Origin of the sequence: Streptomyces sp. NPDC001851, assembly GCF_040297165.1 — a bacterium.
Taxonomy (GTDB): Bacteria; Actinomycetota; Actinomycetes; order Streptomycetales; family Streptomycetaceae; genus Streptomyces.
The window spans coordinates 1-26,024 of the sequence record NZ_JBEOYR010000045.1 but is presented as its reverse complement, the minus strand read 5'-3'; the positions used below and the strand labels follow the sequence as shown (position 1 = coordinate 26,024).

The window sequence follows — 26,024 nt, the reverse complement described above, 5'->3', positions numbered from 1 at the left end:
GGGGCGTTCATGACACCGGCTCCGTCAGTTCGCGGTCGAGCGGGATCTCGGCCGTGACGGTCACAGCCGCCGAGTCCAGGTCGGCGGGGGTCGGCATGACGCTGCCGGGGAGCTGGACCGCGGCGGCGCCGTGGGCGACGGCGGAGGCGAGGGCCTCGGGGCCGGTGCCGCCGGCGATCAGGAAGCCGGCGAGGGAGGAGTCGCCGGCGCCGACGTTGCTGCGGACGGTGCCGACGCGCGCGGCGGCGAACCAGGCGCCCCTGTCCTCCACGAGGAGCTGCCCGTCGGCGCCGAGGCTCGCGAGCACGGCGCGTGCGCCCATGCCGCGCACCTCTTCGGCCGCCTTCAGCGCGTCGCCCACGGTCGCCAGGGGGCGCCCGACGGCTTCCGCGAGCTCCTCGGCGTTGGGCTTCACCACGTCCGGCCGCGCGCGCAGCGCCTCCAGCAGCGCACGCCCTGAGGTGTCCAGCGCGATGCGTGCGCCTCCGGCGTGCGCCCGCGTGACGACATCGGCGTACCACGAGGGCGCGAGCCCCCGGGGCAGGCTGCCGCAGCACGCGATCCAGTCGGCGCCCCGTGACTGCCCGCGGACGGTGTCCAGGAGGAGTTCCTGTTCGGACGGGGACAGTTCGGGGCCGGGGGCGTTGATCTTCGTCAGTACGCCGTCCGCCTCGGCGAGCGCGATGTTGGAGCGGGTGGCTCCGGTGATCGGGACGGGCGCGACCTCGATGCCCTGGGCGTGGAGCAGGTCGGCGACGAGCGCCCCCGGCGCGCCGCCGAGGGGCAGGACCGCGACCGTGCGCCGTCCGGCGGCCGTGACGGCGCGCGAGACGTTCACGCCCTTGCCGCCCGGGTCCATGCGCTCGGTCTCGGCGCGGATGACTTCGCCGCGCTTGAGCGCCTGGACCTCGTAGGTGCGGTCGAGGGACGGGTTGGGGGTGACGGTGAGGATCATGCGCGTACTACTTCCGTGCCGGTGCGCTCGATGGCGGCGGCGTCTTCGGGGCTCAGCTCGCTGTCGGTGATCAGCAGGTCCACGTCGCTCAGGTCGCCGAAGCGGGCGAAGTGCTCCTGGCCGTGCTTGGTGGAGTCGGCCAGCAGCACCACGCGGCGGGCGGCGGCGACCGCGGCCCGCTTGACCGCGGCCTCGGCGAGGTCCGGGGTGGTCAGACCGTGTTCGGCGGAGAAGCCGTTGGCCGCCACGAGCAGCAGGTCGGCGCGGATCTCGCCGTACGCGCGGAGCGCCCAGGCGTCCACGGCGGCGCGGGTGCGGTGCCGTACGCGCCCTCCGACCAGGTGGAGCTGGATGCCCGGGTGGTCGGCGAGGCGGGCGGCGATGGGCAGGCTGTGTGTGACGACGGTCAGGGAGGCCTCCAGCGGGATCGCGGCGGCGACCCGGGCGACCGTCGTACCGGCGTCGAGGATCAGCGTGCCCTCGGCGGGGAGTTCGGCGAGGGCGGCCTTGGCGATGCGGTCCTTCTCGTCGGCGGCGGTGGACTCGCGCTCGGTGAGGTCCGGTTCGAAGTCGAGGCGGCCGACCGGGATGGCTCCGCCGTGCACCCGGCGGACGAGGCCGGCGCGGTCGAGGGCCTTCAGATCGCGGCGGATCGTTTCCGCGGTGACCTGGAACTCTTCGGCGAGCGACAGCACGTCCACCCGGCCGCCCTCGCGGGCGAGCCGGAGGATCTCCTGCTGCCGTTCCGGTGCGTACATGTCGCTGGCCTCCGCCTGATGTCCGATCACGTCCGGGTGACGCCCGAATGTGTGGTTTCAGGCCAGGCTACGCCCGCTATGGCGGAAAGTAAACAGGTTCGGATTCCAATCGGGCATGAACAGACATGCCCGGGCAGGTACGACGAGGGGCCCGGCACCTGGTTGGTGCCGGGCCCTCGTCGTCCCTGCTCAGGGCACCAGCGCGGGTTCCGTGTCCAGGACGGGCGCCTCCGCTTGCGGCGCCTCCTCGCCCTGCTGTGCGGGACGCTTCGGCAGGGCGGCCATCAGCAGGAAGATCACTCCCATGATCGCCGCGACCCACCACAGCGCGTGCTGGAAGGCGTGCACGAAGGCGGGGTCGACCCGGGCCGGGGCCGGCCGGTCGCCGATCTCGCCGAAGAACACCACGGACACGAGTCCGAGGCCGAGCGCGTTGCCCATCTGCTGCACCGTGTTGATCAGGCCGGACGCGGAACCGGCGTGCTCACGCGGAACCTCCGAGAGCACCGCGTCGGTCAGCGGGGCGACGATCAGGCCCATCCCGGCGCCCATCACGACCAGCGGCAGGGCCATCTGCCAGGAGGCGATGGACAGGCCGTACCAGTGCGCCTCCCCCAGATAGAGCAGGACGCCGGCGCCCATCACCAGCGCGCCCGCCTGGAGCACCTTCCGCCCGAACCTCGGCACCAGCTGCTGCACCGACAGGCCGGCCGCCGTGGACACCGCGAGGGAGAACGGCACTCCGGTCAGCCCGGCGTGCAGCGGGCTCCAGCCCAGGCCGACCTGCATGTACAGCGTCCAGACCAGGAAGAAGATGCCGAGCGCGACACCGAAGACGGTCTGCACGGCGATGCCCGCGGCGAAGCTCTTCACCCGGAAGAGGGACAGCTCGATCAGCGGGGAACCGTCCCTGGCCGCCTTCCGTTTCTCGTATGACACCAGCAGCGCGAAGACGACGAGCGCGCCGGCCATGCAGGCGTACCCCCACAGCGGCCAGCCCAGCTCCCGGCCGCGCGTGAGCGGGTAGAGCAGCATCAGCAGGCCCAGCGAGACCAGGGCGGCGCCGACGAGGTCCAGCTTCAGCGCCTTGGGGGCCTTCGACTCGGTGATGAAGCGACGGCCCAGCAGCCAGGCCATGACACCCACGGGGAGGTTGATGAGGAAGATGGGCCGCCATTCGAGGCCGAAGAGGTTCCACTCGGTGAGCAGGGCGCCGAGCAGCGGACCGGAGACCGCGCCGAGACCGACGATGGCGCCGAAGAGGCCGAACACCTTGCCGCGTTCATGGGCCGGGAAGGTGGCGTGCACGATCGACAGCACCTGCGGCACCATCATCGCCGCCATGCCGCCCTGCAGGATGCGGGAGGCGACGAGCATCTCCGGGTTGGCGGCGAAGCCGCACAGGGCGGAGGCGAGGGTGAAGCCGCCGATACCGATCAGGAACAGCCGCTTGCGGCCGTGGATGTCGCCGAGACGGCCGCCGGTGATGAGACCGGCCGCGAAGGCCAGGGCGTAGCCGGCGGTTATCCACTGGATCTGGCTGACCGAGGCGTGTGCGTTCCGCTGGATCGACGGGATGGCGATGTTGACGATCGTGACGTCGACCAGGTCCATGAAGGCGGCGGTCATGACGATCGCGAGCGCGAGCCAGCGGGTTCTGTCGGTCGCGGCGGGGAGCGCCGTGCGGGCGGGTGCGGTGGTGCGGCTGTCCGTCCGTCGTGGTGCGACGCGCGGTTCCCCGCGCCCCTTCAGGGTGTTCCGGTCGTTGTCGGTCATGGAATGAAGGTAGGGCGCCATTAGGTCAGATCATGTCCTAGTGGTACGGCATTCTCGTACTCATGACCACGGACACGCCGGCCCGGCTGCTGCAGCTCCTCTCGCTCCTCCAGACGCCCCGCGAGTGGCCCGGCGGGGAGCTGGCCGAGCGGCTGGGTGTGTCGCGTCGTACCGTGCGGCGGGACATCGACCGGTTGCGGGAGCTGGGCTATCCGGTGCAGGCGACGAAGGGCTCGGATGGCGGGTACCGGCTGGTCGCGGGCAAGGCGATGCCGCCGCTGGTGCTGGACGACGAGGAGGCGGTGGCGATCGCGGTGGGTCTGCGGGCCGGTGCCGGGCATGCCGTGGAGGGCGTGGACGAGGCGTCCGTCCGGGCGCTGGCCAAGCTGGAGCAGGTGCTGCCGGCCCGGCTCCGTCACCGGGTGTCCACGCTGCAGGCGGCGACCACACCGCTGACCAGCGGGGACGGGCCGAGTATCGCGCCGGAGACGCTGATCGTGATGGCCTCGACGGTGGCGGGGCACGAACGGCTGCGATTCACCTACCGGGACAGGGACGGCGGCGAGTCGCGGCGGCTGACCGAGCCGCACCGGCTGGTGTCGACGGGGCTGCGGTGGTATCTCGTCGCCTACGACCTGGACCGCGCCGACTGGCGGACCTTCCGGGTGGACCGGGTGAGCGAGCCGTTCGCGGCCGGTGCCCGGTTCGTGCCACGGGAACTGCCGACGGGGAGCGCCGCCGAGTTCCTGCGGCAGTCCATCCGGCGGCGGCAGGAGACGTATCCGTTCGCGGTGCGGTTCGCCGCACCGGCGGAGCAGGTCTCCGGGCGGCTGCCGGCGCGGCTCGGGGCGTTGGCGGACGACGGCGAGGGCGGTTGTGTCCTGCGGGGCGTCTCCGGTGATTCCCTGGAGTGGCTGGCTGTGCGGCTGGCGGCGGCGGGGTACGAGTTCACGGTGCGGGAGCCCGCTGAACTGGCGGCGTGCGTACGGGAGTTGGGCGGGCGGCTGAGCCGGGCGGGCGGTGCCGGGGAGGAGCCCTGAGGGGGCGGGCCGCGGGTGCCCGGTTTCAGGCCTCTTCGGTGACGGCCTTGCCCGGTCCGGTGGTCCACTCGAAGCCCCGCAGGGAGAGGAGGTTGCGCAGGGCCAGGGCTGCGGGGCCGCTCGGGCCGGCGGGTGGGGAGGAGGTGGCGGCCCAGGACTCCACGGCCACCCGGACGGCGGCGCCGGCCACGGCGGCGGCGAAGCGGAGGTCGGGGGTGACCGGTGCGGGGGCCGCGGGGTCGGTGCCCAGGGCGGTGGGTGTCATGCGGGCCGCCAGGATCTCGGCCAGGGTCTGTTCCGATGCCTGGCACACCTCGGCCCAGACCTTGCGCAGGGCGGGGCTGTCGCCGGCCAGGCGGATCAGGGTGCGGACCCATTCCCAGGACGCCGCCGAGACGCCGGCACCGGGGGTGAGGGTGCGGTGGACGGCGTGTTCCAGGGCCTCGGGGACGGTCAGGTGGTCCGGGGCGGAGCGGACCGCTTCGGACCAGCGCTGGGCGCCGGCGGCGTAGAGGGGGGCGACCGCTTCCTCCTTGGTGGCGAAGTAGCGGTAGAACGTGCGCGGTGCGATGCCCGCCGCCTGCGCGATGTCCTCGGCGCGGGTGGCCCGCAGGCCCTGGCGGACGAACAGGGCGGCCGCCGCGCGGGCGATCTCCATCCGGGTCTCGGCCTTCCGGCGTTCGGTGAGCGAGACCGGCGGGGAGGCGGAAAGCAGCTGGTCGGCGGCGCTGGGGGTGGTGCTCACTCCGGCAGGCTATGCCCATGTGGCAGAATCTGCCATCCGGCGGTCCACCCCGGGGTTCAGGTACGGGGTGGGCCGCCATTCCAGGTGCGCCGCTGCTGAGGCGCGTTCGCGCTCGGCCCCTCTCTCCCTTGTCTCTCCCGCTCGTTCGTGCGCCGTCGGGGTCCGTAACGGATATGTGGCCGCGGGGAGTTGGGCGGCCGGGGGACCTGTCTGCGGACGCGGGTGAAGCCGGGCTCCGGCGCCCAGGGGGGATGGGTGCCGAAGCCCGGCTCGGGAAGGTCCCGGCGCCGGGGGGGATTGCGTCGGGACCTGGCTCCGTGGTGGCGGGGCGCGTGGGGTCGGCCGGTCTGTGCGAGGTGTGGGGAGTGCGGTTCCGGGGGCCGGCTGCTACTGGGCCCGGAAGGGTTGTTCCCGTGGGCCCGGGAGTTGAAGCGATGGGACCACGCCATGTTTGCGCCGTCTTTCGCCACCGGCGTGCGCGTCCCGGGCACCGTACGCCCCCAACGCACCACGCGTCTCCCCGCAGGGGGCGCCCCCGGGCCCGCGGCACAGGCGGCGGCACACACCACAGTTCGCCGGACGCACCGCCCCGCGCCACACGGGGGCGCCCTTCCCCGGAGCATGCCCGGCAGCCGGGCGGGCTCTCACCGCCGCAGGCCTGCGCCCTGGCACCCGCATCCCCCGCAAGCCCCTTACGCCGCCGCGTCGAACCCGGTGTCGCGGGCCAGCTTCTTCAGTTCGAGGAGGGCGTGCTTCTCGATCTGGCGGATGCGTTCGCGGGTCAGGCCGTGCTCCTTGCCGACCTCGGTCAGGGTGCGCTCGCGGCCGTCCTCGATGCCGTAGCGCATCTTGATGATGGAGGCCGTGCGCTGGTCCAGGCGGCCGATCAGGTCGTCCAGTTCCTCGCTGCGGAGGAGGGTGAGGACGGACTGCTCGGGGGTGACCGCCGATGTGTCCTCCAGCAGGTCGCCGAACTGGGTCTCGCCCTCGTCGTCCACCGACATGTTCAGCGAGACGGGATCGCGGGCCCAGTCGAGGACGTCGATGACGCGCTCCGGTGTGGCGCCCAGCTCCGCGGCGATCTCGGCGGGCTCCGGGTCGCGGCCGTTCTCACGGTTGAACTCGCGCTGCACGCGGCGGATGCGGCCCAGTTCCTCCACGAGGTGGACGGGGAGCCGGATCGTGCGGGACTGGTCGGCGATGGAGCGGGTGATCGCCTGGCGGATCCACCAGGTGGCGTACGTCGAGAACTTGAAGCCCTTGCGGTAGTCGAACTTCTCGACCGCGCGCACCAGGCCGGCGTTGCCCTCCTGGATCAGGTCGAGCAGGGGCAGGCCACTGCGCGGGTAGCGCCGGGCGACCGCCACGACCAGGCGGAGGTTGGAGCGGATGAAGATGTCCTTCGCCCGCTCGCCGGCCGCGACCAGCGCCTGGAGCTCCTCGCGGGAGGCGTCCGAGGCCGACTCCTCCTCGCCGTCGAGGATCTGCTGCGCGAAGACACCCGCCTCGATAGTCTGGGACAGCTCGACCTCCTTGGCGGCGTCGAGCAGCGGCGTACGCGCGATCTCGTCGAGGTACATGCCGACCAGGTCGCGGTCCGCGATCTCGCCGCCATGAGCGCGAACACTGCTTGCCGAGTCGGCCGTCTCGCCGGTGGCGGACTGACGACGGGCGACGGCACGGGTTGCCATGCGTGCTCCCTTGCGATGGTGGGCTGGCGGGTGGTCCTGCGAACGCCTGGCACTGGCGGGGACCGTCTCCGGGACTCCTGCCGAGTCCTCTGCGACTCTCTCCGGGTGCCCTGCATCCGTGGGAAACAACGACTGGAATCCGGACAGAATTCCCAACCCGCCCCCCAATTTTTCTGATCATGCAGTACCCTGCTTCGCCACACTGGGAGGCGAGATGCCGACGGAACGTACAGAGGTGCAGGTCAGACCGGGAGTCGAGGGGGACCTCAACGCCCTCACGGCGATCTACAACCACTATGTACGTGAGACGGCGATCACATTCGATACCGCGATCTTCACTCCGGAAGAGCGCCGCCCTTGGCTGCTCTCCCACCCGGAAGACGGCCCGTACCGCCTGATGGTTGCCACGGAAACGGAACCTGGGGGCGACTCACAGCGAATTCTTGGGTACGCCACATCCAGCCCTTACCGGCCGAAGCCCGCGTATGTCACATCCGTGGAGGTTTCGGTGTACGTCGCCCCGGACGCGAACCGGCGGGGCATCGGCACGCTGCTCTACGACGCCCTCTTCGAGGCGCTGGCCGACGAGGACGTGCACCGCGCCTACGCCGGGATCGCCCAGCCCAACGAGGCCTCCGAGCGGCTGCACACCCGCTTCGGCTTCCGGTACGTCGGCACGTACCGCGAGGTCGGCCGCAAGTTCGGCCGCTACTGGGACGTGGCCTGGTACGAGAAGCCGCTGTAGCTCAGCCGAACTGCACCGACCGCTTCGCCAGCCCCATCCAGAAGCCGTCGATCACGGTCCTTGCCGCATCCGGTTCCCCGCCCGCCCCGGCCGCGCCCATGGCGACGAACAGCGGGGCGAAGTGTTCGGTGCGCGGGTGGGCGTAGCGGCCGGCCGGCGCCTTGTCGAGGAAGTCCAGCAGGGCGTCCCAGTCGCGGTCCGCCAGGGCGCGGCGGCCCCAGTCGTCGAACTCCGAGGACCAGCCGGGCACGCCGCCGCCGGTGTGCCTGAGGGCGGCGAGGTTGTGGGTGAAGAAGCCGGAGCCGACGATGAGCACGCCCTCGTCGCGCAGGGGGGCGAGCTTGCGGCCGATGTCCATCAGGCGCCCGGGGTCGAGGGTGGGCAGGGAGATCTGCAGGACGGGGATGTCGGCGGCCGGGAACATCTCGACGAGGGGGACGTAGGCGCCGTGGTCGAGGCCGCGGTCGGGGATGTCCTGTACGGGGATGCCGGGGGCGCGCAGCAGCTTGCGGACGGATTCGGCCAGTCCGGGGGCGCCGGGGGCGGCGTACCGCACCCGGTAGTAGTGCTCGGGGAAGCCCCAGAAGTCGTGGACGAGGGGGACGGTGCGCACGGCGCCGAGTGCGAGCGGGGCCTCCTCCCAGTGGGCGGAGACCATGAGGATCGCCCGGGGGCGGGGCAGGTCGGCGGACCAGGCGGCGAGCTGGCCGGGCCAGACGGGGTCGTCGGCGAGCGGCGGGGCGCCGTGGCTGAGGTACAGGGCGGGCATGCGCTGCGGCCCGGCGGAGGGCTTCTCCTGTGCGGTGGTGGACATGACGCAAGCTCCGATTGCTTTAACTCTCAAGTTCTAGTCCACACCATACGCCCGACTTGTTCAAGTTTCAAGGAGCGAGCTCGTACAGTGGGACGCATGAACACGGCACCCGACTCCGCCGCGCAGCCCCGCTGGCTCACCGACGAGGAACAGCGCGTCTGGCGCGCCTACCTGCACGCCACCACCCTGCTGGAGGACCACCTCGACCGGCAGCTGCAGCGCGACGCGGGCATGCCGCACATCTACTACGGCCTTCTCGTCGGCCTCGCCGAGGCCCCGCGCCGCCGGCTGCGGATGACCGAGCTGGCGATGAAGGCGAAGATCACCCGCTCCCGGCTGTCGCACGCGATCGCGCGGCTGGAGAAGAACGGCTGGGTGCGCCGCGAGGACTGCCCCTCGGACAAGCGCGGCCAGTTCGCGGTGCTCACCGACGAGGGTGCCGAGGTGCTGAAGCGCACCGCGCCGGGCCATGTGGCCGCCGTACGGCAGGCGATGTTCGACCGGCTCAGCCCCGACCAGCAGAAGGCCCTCGGCGAGATCATGGAGATCGTCGCCGAGGGCCTCCAGCCCGACGAAGCGGGTGCGGACCTGCCCTGGCTCCGCTAACGCCCCTGGTGCAGCGCCTGGCCGGTCAGTGGGCCACCACCGGCACCGGCACCTCGTCCTCGACGCCCGAGCCGGAGATCACCTCGGTGGTGTCCGGGCGGCCGGCGTTGACGAACGTGAAGGCGATCAGGGCGGCCAGGCCCAGGATGCCGACGGCGAACCAGATCGCCGTGCTGTAGCCGTGCACCATGGCCCGCAGCCCCACCAGCTGCTGCTGCGGCCTGGTGACGGCGCCGGCGATGTGGTCCTTGAAGTACGACGTCTTCGCGGACGCGGCGATGGTGTTCAGCAGGGCGGTGCCGATCGCGCCGCCCACCTGCTGCGAGGTGTTGACCATGGCGGAGGCGACACCGGCGTCCCGGGGCTCGACGCCCTGGGTGGCCAGGGACATGGCCGGCATGAACGCCGTACCCATGCCGAGGCCGAGCAGCAGCATGGCGGGCAGCAGGAGCATGCCGTACGAGGAGTCGATCCTCAGCTGGGTCAGCAGCAGCATGCCGAGGCCGGCGGCCAGGAAGCCGGGGCCCATCAGCAGCCGGGCGCGGATCCGGGTCATCAGCCGGGTGCCGATCTGGGTGGAGCCGGTGATCATGCCGGCCACCATCGGCAGGAAGGCGAAGCCGGTCTTGACCGGCGAGTAGCCCTTCACGACCTGCAGGTAGTAGGTCAGGAAGAGGAACAGGCCGAACATGCCGATGATCGCGAGGCCGAGGGAGAGGTAGATGCCGCCGCGGTTGCGGTTGCTGACCACGCGCAGCGGCAGCAGCGGGGCCTTGACCCGGGACTCGACGGCCACGAAGGCGAGCAGCAGCACCGCGGACGCCACGAACATGGCCACGGTGACCGCGTCGCCCCAGCCGTCGGACTCGGCGCGGGTGAAGCCGTAGACGAGGGCGACCAGGCCGAGGGTGGACAGCAGGACGCCCGGGATGTCGAGCGGGTTGCGGTTGCGGCCGCCCTCCGGCTCGCGGATGACGAACCAGGCGCCGAGCGCGGCGACGACGGCGAACGGGACGTTCACGAAGAAGGTCCAGCGCCAGTTCAGGTACTCGGTGAGGAAGCCGCCGAGGATCAGGCCGACGGCACCGCCGCCGCCCGCGATGGCGCCGTAGATGCCGAACGCCTTGGCGCGCTCCCGGGCGTCCGTGAACATCACGGCGAGCAGCGACAGCGCGGCCGGGGCGAGCAGGGCGCCGAAGACGCCCTGCAGGGCGCGGGCGCCGAACATCATCGGGCCGGTGGTCGCGGCACCGCCGAGCGCGGAGGCGAGGGCGAAGCCGGCCAGGCCGGTGACGAAGGCGCGCTTGCGGCCCCACTTGTCGGCGATACGGCCGCCGAACAGCAGCAGACCGCCGAAGGCGAGGGCGTAGGCCGTGACGACCCACTGCCGGTTGCCGTCGGATATGCCGAGGTCGGTCTGGGCGGAGGGCAGGGCGATGTTCACGATGGTGGCGTCGAGGACGACCATCAGCTGGGCGAGCGCGATGAAGACGAGCGCTCTCCAGCGGTTGGCGTCGCCGGCGCGTGCGGCGAAGCCGGTCGGCGCGGTGGCGCCGGGAGCCTTGCGGGCTGTTTCGGACATGGAGGTACCCACTTCGGGACTTCGTGACGGGAAGCTGAGGGAGGGAGGGAGGGGCGGAGGGATGGGTGGAGTGAGGGGCCGGCGGAGGGAGGGACCGCGGCTGACGGCCGAACTAATCGGTCAGCACGCGCGCAGCTCCTTCATGGTCACGGCCGCGCCCGGCAGGGCGGAGCGGGCGGGCGCCCGCAGGCCGTCGAGGAAGAGCTGAAGGTGGCGGTGGACGAAACGGTCGCCGCGCAGGCAGTCCGTGCCGGCCGGGGGCCGGCTCAGCTGGGCCGCGACGATCAGCAGGTCGCCGACCCCGACGTCGGGCCGGAGCTGTCCGGCCGCCTTGGCCCGGCCCATGACCTCCTCGACGAGCTCTTCGACGCGCTCGCGGGAGGCTTCCAGGTCGGGGTGGTGCTGGTCGAACGTGCCGGAGATCATCGGGCACAGCGCGCTGATCCGCTCGTCGGCGGCGGTGTGCACGAAGTGCTCCAGCGCGGCGAAGGCGTCCCCGGTCTCGGCGAGGGCCGCCTCGGCCGCCTCGGCCGTACGGTCCATGACGGAGCAGACGACCTCGCGGACGAGGGCCTCGCGGTCGGGGAAGTTGCGGTACACCGTGGCGTTGCCGACGCCCGCCCGGCGGGCGATCTCGTCGAGCGGCACGTCCGGGCCGTGCTCGACGAACATCTCCCGGGCGGCGGTGACGATCCGCTCCCGGTTGCGCAGGGCGTCGGCGCGGGGCCGGTGCGCCTTGCGCGGTGCGGGAGTGGTCGCGGTCGGCACGGTGGACTCCTCGGTGCTGGTGGCTCTGCCGGTGCTGGAGCGGGCGGCAAGGGGGCGATCCGGGGAGACGGTCCCCGTTTCGCTCGGACACAGGGCTAAACGGGGAAGCGCTCCCCGGTTATTTCCGGCCAGGGAAAGGAACTCCTGTGACCTGAGCCACACTTGCCGGTCCCACTCCTCGCCCGCCGGGATTCACCCCCCTGCGGACCGGCATTCGCACGATCGGTCTCCTCCAGCGCGCGGCCCCCCGCTCCGCCGACACAGGGTGAGCGCAAGGGTGCAGCCGGAGACCGGCGGCTGCCGTGGAGCGAAGGGCCCATGCATGCAGCCGCAGCCGCCCCGCCGCATATCCCTTCCCCACGGCCGGCTCCCCGGCCAGGGCCGCGCCCAGGGCCGCACGTCCGGTGGGGGGCACGCGCAGGGATCGCGGGGCCGCGCCCCCCGTGCGGGCCGCGGCCGCATACGCCGCCGCATACGCCCGCGCCGGGCGGCCGCCCTCGCCGCGGTGACCGCACTGACCCTCGTGGTCAGCACCTCGGCCGGGACCGGCCGCCTGACGGCGCCCACCACCCCGGGGGCCATCGGCATGGCCCGCTCCGCCACCCTCGCCCCCTGTACGGTCCGCGGCGGTGCCGACGTACAGATGACCGAGGGTCTGCCCACCCCGCACGGCTACGCCCGCTCCACGGGCACGGTCCACGCCCTGACCCTGATGGTCGACTTCTCCGACGCGCCCGGGCAGGGCAGCGCCATGGACCGCTTCCACGAGTTCTTCCCGAAGACCCAGGAGTGGTTCCGCACCGCGTCGTACGGCCGCCTGGACTACCGGCCGGTGACGCCGATCCCCGGGTGGCTGCGCATGCCCAAGTCCTTCCGGGAGTACGGCATCGAGCGCGGCGCGCCCTTCGATCCCGGCTACCGGCAGCTGGTGCAGGACATCGTGGACGCGGCCGACCCGGCCGTGGACTTCCGCGCGTACGACCTCTTCAACATCCTGATCACCCCGAACGCCGGCCCCTCGGCGCTGGACACCGTCCTGTCCGTGACCTTCGCCGGCAACACCGACGCCCCGGTCGCCGACGGCGTCCCCATCGCCAACGCGTCCTTCGTCTACTCCCGCCAGGACGACGGCTCCGGTTCCTACGCCCGCACCGGCTACCGGGTGCTGCCGCACGAGAACGGCCACACCTTCGGCCTGCCCGACCTGTACACGCAGGAGGGCGGGGGCGCGGTCGGGCACTGGGACATCATGAGCGAGGACTGGGGGGCGGACAACGATCTGCTCGGCTGGCACAAGTGGAAGCTGGGCTGGCTGGACAGCTCCCAGGTGGGCTGCGCGGCGACGCGGGGCAGCGTCGATTACCTGCTGACACCGCTGTACAGGCCCGGCGGCGGGAAGCTGGTCCTGGTCCCCGTCGACGCCCACAGCTCCTACGCGCTGGAGGTGCGCGAGCAGGGCGGCAACGACGAGGCGGTCTGCCGCCCGGGCCTGCTGGTCTACAAGGTCGACGGCACCATCGACACCGGACGCGGCCCCGTCCGGGTCTACGACAGCCACCCCGGCAGCGGCGGCTGCACCCGGAGCCCCAACGTCCAGGCGGAGCTCTCCGACGCCCCCTTCTCCCCCGGCACCGCCTTCAAGGACCCCCGCCACGGCATCACCGTGCAGGTGATCGGCAAGGAGGAGGACGGCACCTACCGGGTGCGGGTCACGCGGGCGTAGGGCACCGGCTCTAGGATGGTCCGCCGCTTCACGGCCGCCGCCACCGGACCGGGTGAAGGGCCGTACGGTGCCGGGCTGTTCGCCGTCGAGGGGATGGGGTCCATGGAAGATCGCCGTCGGCGGGCGCGGCCGCCCGGCCCGCGGGCGGTGCGCGAGGTCGTGCGCGTCTCCGTGCCGCTGATGTTCGGCATGGTCGGCAACCTGGTCCTGATGCTGGTCGACCGGATCTGCCTGGCCCGCTACTCGCAGGACGCCCTCAAGGCGTCCGGGCCCGCCGTCTTCACCGCGACCACGGTGATCATGGTGACCACGGGGGCGGTCGGCGTCACCCGCTCCTATGTGGCACAGGCGCACGGCCGCGGTGACGAGCGCGGCGCGCTGGACGAGGGCGCCAACGGCTTCGCCCTCGGCCTGCTGCTCTCCGTGCTGCTGCTGGCCGCCACCCCGCTGCTGACGCGGGTGCCGCAGCTGAGCGGGCAGCCCGCGCACATCGAGGCGCTGGAGGCGCAGTTCCTGGGCCTGTCCACCCTCTACGGCTCCGTCATGACCCTCAACACGGCGCTGTCGTCGTACTTCAGCGGGATGGGCCGGACCCGGATCCCGATGACCGTCGGCGCCGTCGGGCAGGCGGTCGGCATCGTGATGACCATCGGCCTGGTCTTCGGCCGCTTCGGACTGCCCGAGCTGGGCATGCGGGGCTCCGCGCTCGGCACGCTGAGCGCGGTGTCCGTCATGTGCGTCGGCTACCTCGTGTGCCTGCCCCGCGGCTGTGCGGCGGGGCTCGGCCGGCTGCTGCGCCAGGGCGGCGGACAGGTCGCCCGGGTGCTCTGGCTGCGGCTGCGGCGCGGCGCCCCCGCGGGCGGCTCGCTCAGCCTGGAGGAGCTGGGGCAGACGGCGTTCGTGTGGCTGGCCGGCGTCCTCGGGCCGGTGGCGCTCGCCGCCGACAACGTCGTGCTCGCCCTGAACTACGCCGCGGTCATCCCCCTGATCGGCCTGGGGGCGGGCTGCGCCATCCTGTGCGGCAAGGCCGTCGGCGCCGGACGGCACCGCGACATCCCGCACCTCATGCGGGTCACTCTGACGCTCTGCGCCGTGTACGTGGCCGTGGTCGCGGTCCTCCAGGTCGCCGCGCCGGCCCTGCTGCTGAGCCCGTTCGGCCTCGACGGGGCCGACGCCGCCGTGACCGCCCACGCCGTGGACACCTCGCGCGTGCTGTGGACGTACTCCGCCGCCTTCGCGTTCTCCCTGACCGGCTCCGGCGTGCTGGAGTGCCTCGGGCTGGCCCGCTTCGGGTTCGTGGCGCGGATCGTCCTCATGTGGGGTCTGTGCGTCCCCACGATCGCCGTGTTCGTGCTGCTCTCCCGGGCCGACGCGGACATGCTGCCGGTCATGTGGGTGATCTTCTCCGCCTTCGAGGCGGCGACGGCGGCGGTGTGCCTGTGGCGCGTCCGGCGCGCCGTCGCCGGCGAGGAGAACAGGCTGCACACAGGCGGTCCGGTCCGGCAGACCGCCTGACGCGTCAACCGCCGTTCCCCACCGGCTGGTTCCGCACGGAGTGACGTGCGTCACTCTGGAAAGCTCTTGGTGGAGGGGCGCTCCCCGTGTCACTATTTCTGCACGACGAGCCTGCCCAAAAACAGCCGGAGCGCTGTGGGTTGAGCCCCCGACCGCCGATCCGCGCGGGCACGGCCGAGCCTCTTCGGTGCCTCACCTCTTCCCCCTCCGCACCCGCCGTCGCGGTACGCGTTCACCGCCGGCTGCCCGCGGCTCAAGAGGTGGCCGCCCCTTCTCCCGCATCGCCGCCTGCGACGTCGCGTTGCGCTCCCGCACTGCACCCACGCCTGTACGCCGTGATCACCACATGGAGGAAGAATGTCAGAATCCGCTGAGTTGACGGCCCTTTACTCGGCCATCGAGGAAACGGCCCGGGTCATGGGCGTAGCGTGCTCACGTACCAAGGTCTGGCCCGTGCTGACCGCGTACCAGCAGGTGATGGACCAGGCCGTGATCTCCTTCCGGGCACAGACCGGCCCGCGCGGCACCGGGGATCTGGACTGCCGCTGGACGATGCTCCCCAAGGACCTCGACCCGTACGCCGTCGCTCTGGCCAGCGGCCTCGCCGCGGAGACGGACCACCCCGTCGGCACCCTCGCGGAGCAGATCCACGGTCAGTTCCCCGTCAACGGCTACGGCTTCGACTTCGGAGTCGCCGGCGGTTTCAAGAAGACCTGGTCCTTCTTCGACGCGGCCGCCCCGCACTCGGTGGCGGCGCTCGGCGACCTTCCGTCGATGCCGCGCAGCGTGTCGGAGAACCTCGGCTTCTTCACGCGGCACGGCCTGGCCGACCTGGTGAACACGGTGGGGATCGACTACGCGAAGCGCACGGTGAACCTGTACTTCGCCCGGCCGTCCGCCGAAGCCTTCGCGCCGGAGGGCATCCAGTCGCTGCTCCGTGACGCCGGCCTGCCCGAGGCGAGCGAGCAGCTGCTGCACTTCTCCGAGCAGGCGTTCGGTGTCTACACCACCATGAGCTGGGACAGCTCGAAGATCGAGCGGGTCACCTACGCCGCCAGGACCGTGGACCCGCTGGGGCTGCCCGTGGACGTGGACCCGGGCCTCGCGCGGCTCGTGAACGAGGCTCCCTACGACACCACCGGCCGGCAGTTCGTCTACGGGGTCTCGGCGACGCCCAAGGGCGAGTTCCACAAGATCCAGTCGTACTACCAGTGGCACGACCGCGTGGTGGCGATGCTGGAGCCGGTCGACGCCTGACGGGCCGTCCGCCGGCGCTGGGAAGTCAAGGGCCTGCGGGGAGACACCACGGTGGCTCCCCGCGGGCCCTTCTGTGTCCGACACGGTTGCCGTGCCGCCGTCACCCGCGCAATCGGTGAAGTCCGACGAACTCTGGATGACGCGATCTCAATGCAGAAAAGACAATGGGGGCTGAGTGCGTTGACTCTACCGACCTCAGCGGAGGGGATATCGGAAAGCCGCCTGGCTCGCCCGGTCGGCATCGGCCGCGCCCACGCCAAGGCCATTGTGCTGGGCGAGCACGCGGTGGTCTACGGAGCCCCGGCGCTCGCCCTTCCCGTTCCGCAACTGACCGTCACGGCGAGCGCCGGGTGGTCCGCCGGCTCGTCCGACGACACGGGCGACGTCTCCCTGACGACGACCGGTTCCGATGCCCGGCCGAGGGAGACACAGGCCTCCGACGGTCTGCGCCGGCTGACCGCCGAGTTCCGGGCGACCATGGGGCTGACCGAGCCACTGCACCTCGATCTGATCCTCGACTGTGCGATCCCGGCCGGCCGGGGGCTCGGTTCCAGCGCGGCGTGTGCGCGCGCGGTCGTCCTCGCGCTGGCCGATCTCTTCGGCCGCGAGGTGTCGCCGGAGACGGCGTTCGACCTGGTGCAGACGGCCGAGAACGTGGCGCACGGCCGGGCCAGCGGCGTCGACGCCCTGACCGTGGGTGCCCGCACCCCGCTGCTGTTCCAGGCGGGCGAAGCCCGGGAACTGGCCATCGGCTGCGACGACGTGTGCATCGTCGCGGACAGCGGCGAGATGGGCAGGACGAAGGACGCCGTCGAGCTGTTGCGTGCGGCGTTCCAGCGGCGTTCCGGGGCGCGGGAGCAGTTCGTGCGCCAGGCGTCGGCACTGACCGACGAGGCCCGGCAGGCCCTCGCCGACGGCGAGTCGGCGCGGTTCGGGGCGCGGCTCACGGCGTACCACGAACTGCTGCGCACGGCCGGCCTCAGTACCGACCGGATCGACGCGCTGGTCGAGGCCGCGCTCACGGCGGGCAGCCTCGGAGCCAAGATCACCGGTGGGGGCATGGGCGGCTGCGTGATCGCGCTGGCCCGTCCCGAGCACGTGAGGGAGGTCACCCGGAGCCTGCGGCACGCAGGCGCCGTGCAGACCTGGGAGGTACCGCTGAGGGGGCACGCCGACCATGCACGCTGAACACCCGACCACGGCCGTCCGGACCCGGGAGCCGGGGACCGAGGGCTGCGCCACGGCCGTGGCGCACCCGAACATCGCCCTGATCAAGTACTGGGGCAAGCGCGACGAGCGGCTCGTGCTGCCACGGACCGACAGCCTGTCACTGACCCTGGACGTCTTCCCGACGACCACCCGCGTCCGGCTGGCCCCCGGGGCGCTGCACGACGAGGTGACGTTCGGCGGCGTACCCGCGCAGGGCGAGGCGCGGCGCCGGATCATCGCCTTCCTCGACCTGGTGCGGGAACGGGCCGGGCTCCCGCACCGGGCCGTCGTGGACACCGAGAACACCGTTCCCACCGGGGCGGGCCTGGCGTCCTCGGCCAGCGGGTTCGCCGCCCTCGCCGTCGCCGCGTCCGCCGCGTACGGGCTCGGCCTCGACCCCACCGCGCTGTCCCGTCTGGCCCGGCGGGGTTCCGGGTCGGCCTCGCGGTCGGTCTTCGGCGGCTTCGCGATCTGGCACGCCGGGCGGGACACGGACCCGGACCCGGACCTCGGGTCGTACGCCCAGCCGGTGCCGGCGGGAGACCTCGACCCGGCGCTGGTCGTCGCGGTGGTCGACGCGGGGCCCAAGAGCGTCTCCAGCCGTGAGGCCATGCGGCGGACCGTGGACACCTCGCCGCTGTACCCGGCGTGGGCCGCCTCCAGCGAGGACGACCTCGCCGAGATGCAGCGGGCGCTGCTGCGGGCCGACCTCGACGCGGTCGGCGAGATCGCGGAACGCAACGCGCTGGGCATGCACGCGACGATGCTGGCGGCGCGCCCGGCGGTGCGGTACCTGTCGCCGGCCACGCTCACCGTGCTCGACAGCGTGTCGCAGCTCAGGCGGGACGGCGTGGCGGCGTACGCGACCATGGACGCCGGGCCGAACGTCAAGGTGCTCTGCCGTCGCGCGGACGCCCACCACGTGGCCGGGGCCGTGCGCGCCGCCGCCCCGGGCGGATCGGTGCACATCGCCGGGCCGGGCCAGGGCGCCCACCTGCTCGACGGGGCGCCATGACGTCCCGCCCGGGAACCGTCGTCCGGCGGGCGCCGGGCAAGCTGTTCGTCGCGGGCGAGTACGCGGTGGTGGAGCCCGGCAACCCGGCGATCCTGGTGGCGGTCGACCGGCATGTCACCGCCGCCGTGTCCCCCGCCGAAACCGGCGTGGTGATCTCCTCCGACCTGGCCGCGCGGCCGGTGCGCATGCGCTGGCGGGACGGCGGGCTCGGCGGACACGACGCGGCCGACGAACAGCGCGCCCGTACCGGCCTGGCCCACGTGGTGGCGGCCGTCGAGACGGTGGGCCGGCTGCTGGCCGAACGGGGCCTGCCCGCGCCCGCCCTCGACATCTCGATCGGCAGCCGGCTGCACGACAACGGCACCAAGTTCGGCCTGGGTTCCAGTGGCGCGGTCACCGTGGCGACCGTCTCGGCCGTGGCCGCCTCCTGCGGCCTGCGGCTGTCGCCCGACCACCGGTTCCGCCTGGCCATGCTCGCGACGGCCGGTATCGACACCAAGGCCTCCGGCGGTGATCTCGCCGCCAGCACCTGGGGCGGCTGGATCGCCTATCAGGCACCCGACCGGGCCGCCGTCCTCGACCTGGCCCGGCGCCGGGGCACCGAGGAGGCGCTGCGCGCCCCCTGGCCGGGATTCGCCGTACGCCGGCTGCCGCCGCCGAACGGTCTCTCGCTGGAGGTCGGCTGGACCGGAACACCCGCCTCCACCGCCTCCCTCGTGTCCGGCCTGAACCGGCGGGCCTGGCGGGGCACCGCGGCCCACCAGAGGTTCACGCAGACCACCACCGACTGTGTGCGCGCCTCGGTCTCGGCGCTGGAGCGAGGCGACCGCGGGGAACTCCTGCACCAGATCCGGCGCGCCCGGCACGCGTTGGCCCAGCTGGACGACGAGGTCGGGCTGGGCATCTTCACGCCCGCTCTGACGGCACTGTGCGAGGCCGCCGAAGCCGTCGGCGGCGCGGCCAAGCCCTCGGGCGCGGGGGGCGGCGACTGCGGCATCGCGCTGCTGGACGCCGAAGCGGCGCCGCAGGTCTCTCAGCTACGCAGGCGGTGGGCCACGGCGGGGGTGCGCCCCCTGCCGGTCCGTCCCGCCATGGAAGGGAACGAGGAATGATCGCTCAACGCAAGGACGACCACGTCCGGCTCGCTGTCGAGCAGCAGCACGGCCACATCGGACGCAACCAGTTCGACGAGGTGTCGTTCGTCCACCACGCCCTGGCCGGCATCGACCGGCCGGACGTGTCGCTGGCCACCGCCTTCGCCGGTATCTCCTGGCAGGTGCCGCTGTACATCAACGCGATGACCGGCGGCAGCACCAAGACCGGTGAGATCAACCGGGACCTGGCCATCGCCGCCCACGAGACCGGCGTGCCCATCGCGTCGGGCTCCATGAGCGCGTACTTCAAGGACCCGTCGTGTGCCGACACGTTCCGCGTGCTGCGCCAGAGGAACCCGGACGGGTTCGTCCTGGCGAACGTCAACGCGACGGCCTCGGTGGAGAAGGCGCAGCGGGCCGTCGAGCTGCTGGGGGCCAACGCCCTGCAGATCCACGTCAACACGGCGCAGGAGACGGTGATGCCGGAGGGCGACCGCTCCTTCTCGTCCTGGGTCCCGCAGATCGAGCGGATCGCGGCGGCGGTCGACGTACCCGTGATCGTCAAGGAGGTCGGGTTCGGTCTCAGCCGCGAGACCGTCCTGATGCTGCGGGAACTGGGCGTGCGGGTGGCGGACCTCGGTGGCCGGGGCGGCACCGACTTCGCCCGCATCGAGAACGGCAGGCGGGAACTGGCCGACTACGCCTTCCTGGAGGGCTGGGGCCAGTCCACCGCCGCCTGTCTCCTGGACACGCAGGGCGTCGGCATGCCCGTGCTGGCCTCCGGGGGCGTCCGCAATCCGCTCGACGTGGCCCGCGCGCTGGCGCTCGGCGCGTCCGGGGTCGGGGTGTCCGGCGGATTCCTGCGCACGCTGATGGACGACGGCCTGTCGGCGCTGATCGCGCAGATCTCGACGTGGCTCGACCAGCTGACCGCGCTGATGACCATGCTCGGCGCGCGTACCCCGGCCGAGCTGACCCGCTGCGACGTGCTGATCCACGGCTCCCTGCGGGACTTCTGCACCGACCGGGGCATCGACACGGGACGGTTCGCCCGGCGTTCCGGCGGCCTCGACGCCCTCACCGAGATGACGGGAAGCACACGATGACCGAGGCACACGCGATCGCCGGGGTTCCGATGAAGTGGGTGGGACCCCTGCGGATCTCGGGGAACGTCACCGACGTCGAGACCCAGGTCCCGCTCGCCACCTACGAGACGCCGCTGTGGCCCTCGGTGGGCCGTGGGGCGAAGGTCTCCATGCTGGCCGAGCGGGGCATCGTCGCCACGCTCGTGGACGAACGGATGACCCGTTCGGTGCTCGTGGAGGCGACGGACGCGCAGACCGCGTACACGGCCGCACGGACCATCGACGCGCGGCTGGGCGAACTGCAGGAGGTGGTCCGCGGCTGCAGCAGGTTCGCCGAGCTGATCGGTGTCAGGCACGAGATCAACGCCAACCTGCTGTTCGTCCGGTTCGAGTTCAGCACCGGCGACGCCTCCGGGCACAACATGGCGACGCTGGCGTCCGACGCGCTCCTGCGGCATCTGCTGCAGACCGTCCCGGGCATCTCCTACGGGTCGATCTCGGGCAACTACTGCACGGACAAGAAGGCGACAGCGGTCAACGGCATCCTCGGCCGCGGCAAGAACGTGGTCACGGAGCTTCTCGTACCGCGTGACGTGGTGGAGGGCGTGCTGCACACGACGGCCGCCCGGATCGCCCAGCTGAACCTGCGCAAGAACATGCTCGGCACGCTGCTCGCCGGCGGCATCCGCTCCGCCAACGCCCACTTCGCGAACATGCTGCTCGGGTTCTACCTGGCGACGGGGCAGGACGCGGCCAACATCGTCGAGGGATCGCAGGGCGTCGTCATGGCCGAGGACCGCGACGGCGACCTCTACTTCGCCTGCACACTGCCCAACCTGATCGTGGGCACGGTGGGCAACGGCAAGGGCCTCCCGTTCGTGGAGACCAACCTGGCCCGGCTCGGCTGCAGGGCCGACCGCGCCCCCGGGGAGAACGCGCGCAGGCTCGCCGTCATCGCGGCGGCGACCGTGCTGTGCGGCGAGCTCTCCCTCCTCGCGGCACAGACGAACCCGGGCGAACTCATGCGCGCCCACGTCCAGTTGGAACGCGGCAGCACGACGGAAAAGGTGGGTGCTCAGGCATGACCGGCGACATCGGCATAGGAATTCACGACCTGTCCTTCGCGACGACCGAGTTCGTGCTGCCGCACACGGCGCTCGCCGAGTACAACGGCACCGACATCGGCAAGTACCACGTGGGCATCGGCCAGCAGTCGATGAGCGTGCCCGCCGCCGACGAGGACATCGTGACCATGGGCGCGACCGCTGCCGCGCCCCTCATCGCCCGGCACGGCGCGGACCGCATCCGGACGGTCGTGTTCGCGACGGAGTCCTCCATCGACCAGGCCAAGTCGGCCGGTGTGTACGTCCATTCGCTGCTCGGGCTGCCGCCGGCCACCCGGGTCGTCGAACTGAAGCAGGCCTGCTACGGGGCGACGGCCGCCCTGCAGTTCGCCATCGGCCTCGTCCACCGCGACCCCGCCCAGCAGGTCCTGGTGATCGCGAGCGACGTCTCCAAGTACGACCTGGACAGCCCGGGCGAGGCGACCCAGGGCGCGGCGGCGGTGGCCATGCTGGTCGGCGCGGACCCCGCGCTGGTGCGCATCGAGGGACCCTCGGGCCTGTTCACCGCGGACGTCATGGACTTCTGGCGGCCGAACTACCGGGACACCGCGCTGGTCGACGGGCAGGAGTCCATCACCGCCTATCTCCAGGCGGTGGAGGGCACCTGGAAGGACTACACCGAGCAGGGCGGCCGCTCCTTCGACGGGTTCGGCGCGTTCTGCTACCACCAGCCGTTCACGAAGATGGCCTACAAGGCGCACCGTCACCTGCTGAACTTCTGCGGCTACGTCACCGACGAGGCGCAGATCGCGCGGGCCATCGGACGGACCACGGCCTACAACAGGGTCGTCGGCAACAGCTACACCGCGTCGGTGTACCTCGCCCTCGCCGCGTTGCTCGACGAGGCGGAGGACCTGTCCGGGCAGTCCATCGGCTTCCTCAGCTACGGGTCCGGCAGTGTCGCCGAGTTCTTCGCCGGGACCGTCGTACCCGGATACCGGGAGCACCTGCGGACCGAGGCGCACCGCGAGGCGATCGAGCGGCGCCGGCCGGTGGACTACGCCGGCTACCGGGAGCTGCACGAGCGGACGTGCCCGGCCGACGGGGGCGAGCACTCCACCCCGGCGCAGACCACCGGTCCCTTCCGGCTGGCCGGGATCCGCGACCACAAGCGCATCTACGAGCGGCGCCCGGAGGGGCGGACGGTCGCATGACCACCATCGGGATCCTCGGTACGGGTGCCTATGTGCCGGACCGGGTCGTCTCCAACGACGAGGCCGGTGCGGCGGCGGGGGTCGACGACGCCTGGATCAGCGGCAAGACCGCGATCCGGGAACGGCGCTGGGCCGCGCCCGAGCAGGCCACCTCGGACCTGGCCACGGCCGCGGGACGGGAGGCGCTGCGTTCCGCCGGCATCACCGCCGGTCAGCTGTCCGCGATCGTGGTCGCGACCTCCACGCCGGACCGGCCCCAGCCGGCCACGGCCGCCTATGTGCAGCACCGGCTCGGTGCGGCCGGCGCGGCGGCGTTCGACGTCAACGCCGTCTGTTCCGGCAGTGTCTTCGCGCTGTGCGCGGCCGAGGGCGTGCTCGCGAGGTCCGGCGGGCATGCGCTGGTCATCGGCGCCGACCTGTACTCGCGCATCCTGAACCCGGCCGACCGCAGGACGGTCGTCCTGTTCGGTGACGGTGCCGGCGCGCTGGTCCTGGGGCCGACCGCCCGGGGCCCGCGCGTGCGGCACATCGCACTGCACACGTTCGGCGAACTGGCCGGCCTGATCGAGGTGCCCGCGGGCGGTAGCCGGCTGCCCTGCGACCGGTCCGCCCTCGCCGCCGGTCTGCAGTACTTCGCGATGGACGGGCGGGAGGTGCGCCGCTTCGTCATGGACCAGCTGCCCCAGCTGACCAAGCAGTTCCTGCACGAGGCCGGTGTCGTGCCCGACGACATCAGCCACTTCGTCCCGCACCAGGCCAACGGCGTCATGCTCGACGCCGTGGCCGCGGACCTCCCCCTGCCCCGTGCCCGCACCCATCGCACGCTGACGCACTACGGCAACACGGGCGCCGCCTCCATCCCGATCACCTTGGACGCGGCCGCCCGCGCGGGTGCCTTCCGCGCGGGGGAGCTGATCCTCCTGGCCGGCTTCGGCGGTGGCATGTCGGCCGGTTTCGCGCTGGTGGAGTGGCGATGAAGAGCCTGACCGCCCGGATACCGGGCTCCAAGAGCCTGACCAACCGGCTGCTGCTGCTCGCCGCCGCCGCCGACGGCACCAGCAGAGTGCACGCCCCCCTGGTGAGCGAGGACACCCTCGCGTTCCGCGAGGCGCTGCGGGTGTGCGGGATCACGGTGCGGGGCACTCCCGAGGACGACTTCTGGGAGGTCACGGGCACCGGGCGCGGACCGGCCGGCCCGGGCCGGCCGTGGTGCGCGGACGCCGGTACGGCCGCCCGCTTCCTGCCGCCGTTCGCGGCAGCAGGCCAGGGCACCTTCCTCTTCGACGGGTCGGCACAACTACGGGCCCGCCCCCAGGGCCCCCTGCTCGAAGCACTGCGCGCGCTGGGCGCCGACCTGGAGGCGGGCCCGGGCAACGGACTCCCCCTGCTGATCCGCGCCCGCGGCCTCGCCGGCGGGGAGCTGTCGGTGGACTCGTCGCTGAGCAGTCAGTATCTGAGCGGCCTGCTGATGGCGGCCCCGCTGATGCGGCACGGTCTGGTGATCCGGACCGCACGCCCGGTCAGCCGCCCCTACGTCGACATGACCGTGGCGCTGATGCGGCGCTTCGGGGCCGACGTCGACGACAGCGAGGACGGAGTCCTGCGTGTCGCACCGGGGGCGTACGACGCCACCGACACCGTGGTCGAACCCGACGCGTCCTCGGCCTCCTACGTCTTCGCGGCGGCGGCCGTCACCGGAAGCACGGTCACCGTTCCCGGTCTGGGCGCCGGCAGCCTGCAGGGCGACCTGCGCTTCGTGGAGGTCCTGTCCCGGCTCGGGGCCCAGGTCCGGGTGGACCCGGCGGCCACCACCGTGACGGGCACCGGCCGCCCGCGCGGCGGTTTCACCGTGGACATGGGTGACATCTCGGACACGTTCATGACCCTCGCCGCGATCGCGCCCCTGGCCGACGCGCCCATCACGATCCGCGGCATCGGACACGCGCGGCTGAAGGAGTCCGACCGTGTCGCCGCCGTCGCGGCGAACCTGCGGGCCTGCGGCATCGAGACCGCCGAAGGCCCGGACTGGCTCACCGTCCATCCGGGAGTACCGCGCCCCACCCGCATCGCGTGCCGGCGCGACCACCGGATCGCGATGTCGTTCTCGGTGCTCGGACTCGCGGTGCCGGGGGCGATCTCGCTGGACGACCCGGCGTGCGTCGGGAAGACCTTCCCGGTGTTCCACGACGAGATGCGGCGCCTGTTTCCCGACTACGCACTTCCCCCGTACACCGGGGAGCTGGCAGAGGAGCACCGTTGAGCAGGCTGCGTTGGCTGACCGCGGGAGAGTCCCATGGTCCCGCACTTGTCGCGACGCTGGAGGGTCTTCCCGCCGGCGTGCCGATCACCACGGAGATGGTGGCGGATCACCTGGCGCGGCGGCGGCTCGGGTATGGCCGTGGTGCGCGGATGAAGTTCGAGCGGGACGAGGTCACCTTCCTGGGTGGTGTCCGGCACGGTCTGACCCTGGGTTCCCCGGTGGCGGTGATGGTGGGGAACACGGAGTGGCCGAAGTGGGAGCAGGTGATGGCGGCCGACCCGGTGGACCGGGAGATCCTGGACGGGCTGGCCCGTAACGCGCCGCTGACCCGGCCGCGGCCCGGCCACGCCGATCTGGCGGGTATGCAGAAGTACGGTTTCGACGAGGCGCGGCCGATCCTGGAGCGGGCTTCGGCCCGGGAGACGGCGGCGCGGGTGGCGCTCGGCGCGGTCGCCCGCTCCTACCTGAAGGAGACGGCCGGTATCGAGATCGTCTCGCACGTCGTCGAGCTGTGCTCCGTGAAGGCCCCGCAGGGCGTGTACCCCACGCCGGCCGACGTCGACAAGCTGGACGCCGACCCGCTGCGCTGTCTGGACGCGGACACCTCGAAGGCGATGGTCGCCGAGGTCGACCAGGCCCACAAGGACGGCGACACGCTCGGCGGTGTGGTCGAGGTACTGGCTTACGGCGTACCGGTCGGCCTGGGGTCGCACGTGCACTGGGACCGCAGGCTGGACGCCCGGCTCGCCGGTGCCCTGATGGGCATCCAGGCGATCAAGGGCGTGGAGGTCGGGGACGGTTTCGAGCTGGCCCGGGTGCCCGGTTCCAAGGCGCACGACGAGATCGTGGGCACACCCGAGGGGATCCGGCGCGTCTCCGGCCGCTCCGGTGGCACCGAGGGTGGTCTGAGCACGGGCGAGGTGCTGCGGGTGCGGGCGGCGATGAAGCCGATCGCGACCGTGCCGCGGGCCCTCAAGACGGTGGATGTCTCCACCGGTGAGGCCGCCCAGGCGCATCATCAGCGTTCCGATGTGTCCGCGGTGCCCGCGGCGGGCATCGTCGCGGAGGCCATGGTCGCGCTCGTGCTGGCGGACGCGGTCGCCGAGAA

General features: G+C 72.4%; 23 protein-coding genes. 15 read left to right on the top strand and 8 right to left on the bottom strand.

The window, feature by feature from the left end; all coding sequences use genetic code 11:
* Positions 1-7: 7 nt before the first annotated feature.
* From pfkB to ABT171_RS39685, 3 genes are all read right to left on the bottom strand, one after another.
* Positions 8-955 (bottom strand): 1-phosphofructokinase, encoded by a 948-nt coding sequence (gene pfkB, locus ABT171_RS39695; RefSeq protein ID WP_351251547.1) that lies wholly within the window; start codon positions 953-955, stop codon positions 8-10.
* Positions 952-1,713: a DeoR/GlpR family DNA-binding transcription regulator gene (locus ABT171_RS39690; RefSeq protein WP_351251545.1), complete on the bottom strand. Its 762-nt coding sequence runs from the start codon at positions 1,711-1,713 to the stop codon at positions 952-954. Before ABT171_RS39690 ends, pfkB begins: the two co-directional genes overlap by 4 nt.
* 189 nt (positions 1,714-1,902) lie before the next feature.
* A complete protein-coding gene (locus ABT171_RS39685) occupies positions 1,903-3,489 on the bottom strand; it encodes an MFS transporter (RefSeq protein WP_503078691.1) in 1,587 nt (528 codons plus the stop codon).
* A 62-nt stretch (positions 3,490-3,551) separates the two neighbouring features.
* On the opposite strand from ABT171_RS39685, the gene ABT171_RS39680 reads away from it, so the two are divergent.
* Positions 3,552-4,529 (top strand): helix-turn-helix transcriptional regulator, encoded by a 978-nt coding sequence (locus tag ABT171_RS39680; RefSeq protein WP_351251543.1) that lies wholly within the window; start codon positions 3,552-3,554, stop codon positions 4,527-4,529.
* Positions 4,530-4,554: 25 nt separating this feature from the next.
* On the opposite strand, the gene ABT171_RS39675 is transcribed toward ABT171_RS39680, so the two are convergent.
* Entirely contained in the window at positions 4,555-5,187 is a 633-nt protein-coding gene (locus ABT171_RS39675) for a TetR/AcrR family transcriptional regulator (protein WP_351251578.1), read from the bottom strand.
* 779 nt (positions 5,188-5,966) lie between these two features.
* Positions 5,967-6,965, bottom strand: coding sequence for a sigma-70 family RNA polymerase sigma factor (locus ABT171_RS39670; RefSeq protein ID WP_351251541.1), 999 nt, complete (start codon positions 6,963-6,965; stop codon positions 5,967-5,969).
* Positions 6,966-7,179: 214 nt separating this feature from the next.
* On the opposite strand from ABT171_RS39670, the gene ABT171_RS39665 reads away from it, so the two are divergent.
* On the top strand, positions 7,180-7,710 hold the full coding sequence (locus tag ABT171_RS39665) for a GNAT family N-acetyltransferase (protein ID WP_351251539.1): 531 nt from the start codon (positions 7,180-7,182) through the stop codon (positions 7,708-7,710).
* Position 7,711: 1 nt separating this feature from the next.
* Here ABT171_RS39665 and ABT171_RS39660 read toward each other — a convergent pair whose 3' ends face one another.
* Positions 7,712-8,524, bottom strand: a complete 813-nt coding sequence (locus ABT171_RS39660; protein ID WP_351251537.1) for a dioxygenase family protein — start codon at positions 8,522-8,524, stop codon at positions 7,712-7,714.
* A gap of 96 nt (positions 8,525-8,620) precedes the next feature.
* On the opposite strand from ABT171_RS39660, the gene ABT171_RS39655 reads away from it, so the two are divergent.
* Positions 8,621-9,130 (top strand): MarR family winged helix-turn-helix transcriptional regulator, encoded by a 510-nt coding sequence (locus tag ABT171_RS39655; RefSeq protein WP_351251535.1) that lies wholly within the window; start codon positions 8,621-8,623, stop codon positions 9,128-9,130.
* A 25-nt stretch (positions 9,131-9,155) separates the two neighbouring features.
* On the opposite strand, the gene ABT171_RS39650 is transcribed toward ABT171_RS39655, so the two are convergent.
* Together ABT171_RS39650 and ABT171_RS39645 are read right to left on the bottom strand one after the other, a co-directional pair.
* Positions 9,156-10,712 (bottom strand): MFS transporter, encoded by a 1,557-nt coding sequence (locus ABT171_RS39650; protein ID WP_351251533.1) that lies wholly within the window; start codon positions 10,710-10,712, stop codon positions 9,156-9,158.
* Positions 10,713-10,832: 120 nt separating this feature from the next.
* The gene (locus ABT171_RS39645; RefSeq protein WP_351251531.1) at positions 10,833-11,480 is read right to left on the bottom strand and encodes a TetR/AcrR family transcriptional regulator; all 648 of its coding nucleotides are present in this window, start codon (positions 11,478-11,480) and stop codon (positions 10,833-10,835) included.
* Positions 11,481-11,985: 505 nt separating this feature from the next.
* Here ABT171_RS39645 and ABT171_RS39640 point away from each other — a divergent pair.
* The 12 genes from ABT171_RS39640 to aroC form a co-directional block, all read left to right on the top strand.
* Complete coding sequence (locus ABT171_RS39640) at positions 11,986-13,203, top strand: M6 family metalloprotease domain-containing protein (protein WP_503078684.1); 1,218 nt, start codon at positions 11,986-11,988, stop codon at positions 13,201-13,203.
* Between the two features lie 102 nt (positions 13,204-13,305).
* Positions 13,306-14,718: an MATE family efflux transporter gene (locus ABT171_RS39635; protein WP_351251529.1), complete on the top strand. Its 1,413-nt coding sequence runs from the start codon at positions 13,306-13,308 to the stop codon at positions 14,716-14,718.
* Between the two features lie 357 nt (positions 14,719-15,075).
* Positions 15,076-15,975, top strand: a complete 900-nt coding sequence (locus tag ABT171_RS39630; protein WP_351251527.1) for an aromatic prenyltransferase — start codon at positions 15,076-15,078, stop codon at positions 15,973-15,975.
* 180 nt (positions 15,976-16,155) lie between these two features.
* On the top strand, positions 16,156-17,163 hold the full coding sequence (gene mvk / locus ABT171_RS39625) for a mevalonate kinase (protein WP_351251525.1): 1,008 nt from the start codon (positions 16,156-16,158) through the stop codon (positions 17,161-17,163).
* The gene (gene mvaD, locus ABT171_RS39620; RefSeq protein WP_351251523.1) at positions 17,153-18,199 is read left to right on the top strand and encodes a diphosphomevalonate decarboxylase; all 1,047 of its coding nucleotides are present in this window, start codon (positions 17,153-17,155) and stop codon (positions 18,197-18,199) included. Before mvk ends, mvaD begins: the two co-directional genes overlap by 11 nt.
* The gene (locus ABT171_RS39615; protein WP_351251521.1) at positions 18,196-19,311 is read left to right on the top strand and encodes a phosphomevalonate kinase; all 1,116 of its coding nucleotides are present in this window, start codon (positions 18,196-18,198) and stop codon (positions 19,309-19,311) included. Before mvaD ends, ABT171_RS39615 begins: the two co-directional genes overlap by 4 nt.
* The gene (gene fni, locus ABT171_RS39610) at positions 19,308-20,399 is read left to right on the top strand and encodes a type 2 isopentenyl-diphosphate Delta-isomerase (protein ID WP_351251519.1); all 1,092 of its coding nucleotides are present in this window, start codon (positions 19,308-19,310) and stop codon (positions 20,397-20,399) included. The genes ABT171_RS39615 and fni overlap by 4 nt, the downstream gene beginning before the upstream one ends.
* On the top strand, positions 20,396-21,463 hold the full coding sequence (locus ABT171_RS39605; RefSeq protein WP_351251517.1) for a hydroxymethylglutaryl-coenzyme A reductase family protein: 1,068 nt from the start codon (positions 20,396-20,398) through the stop codon (positions 21,461-21,463). The genes fni and ABT171_RS39605 overlap by 4 nt, the downstream gene beginning before the upstream one ends.
* A complete protein-coding gene (locus tag ABT171_RS39600; RefSeq protein ID WP_351251515.1) occupies positions 21,460-22,656 on the top strand; it encodes a hydroxymethylglutaryl-CoA synthase in 1,197 nt (398 codons plus the stop codon). Before ABT171_RS39605 ends, ABT171_RS39600 begins: the two co-directional genes overlap by 4 nt.
* Positions 22,653-23,633, top strand: coding sequence for a 3-oxoacyl-ACP synthase III family protein (locus ABT171_RS39595; protein WP_351251513.1), 981 nt, complete (start codon positions 22,653-22,655; stop codon positions 23,631-23,633). Before ABT171_RS39600 ends, ABT171_RS39595 begins: the two co-directional genes overlap by 4 nt.
* Positions 23,630-24,916: a 3-phosphoshikimate 1-carboxyvinyltransferase gene (aroA, locus tag ABT171_RS39590; RefSeq protein WP_351251511.1), complete on the top strand. Its 1,287-nt coding sequence runs from the start codon at positions 23,630-23,632 to the stop codon at positions 24,914-24,916. Before ABT171_RS39595 ends, aroA begins: the two co-directional genes overlap by 4 nt.
* Positions 24,913-26,024: chorismate synthase (aroC, locus tag ABT171_RS39585; RefSeq protein ID WP_351251509.1), on the top strand; the 1,112-nt coding region annotated here is incomplete at its 3' end. The genes aroA and aroC, both read left to right, overlap by 4 nt.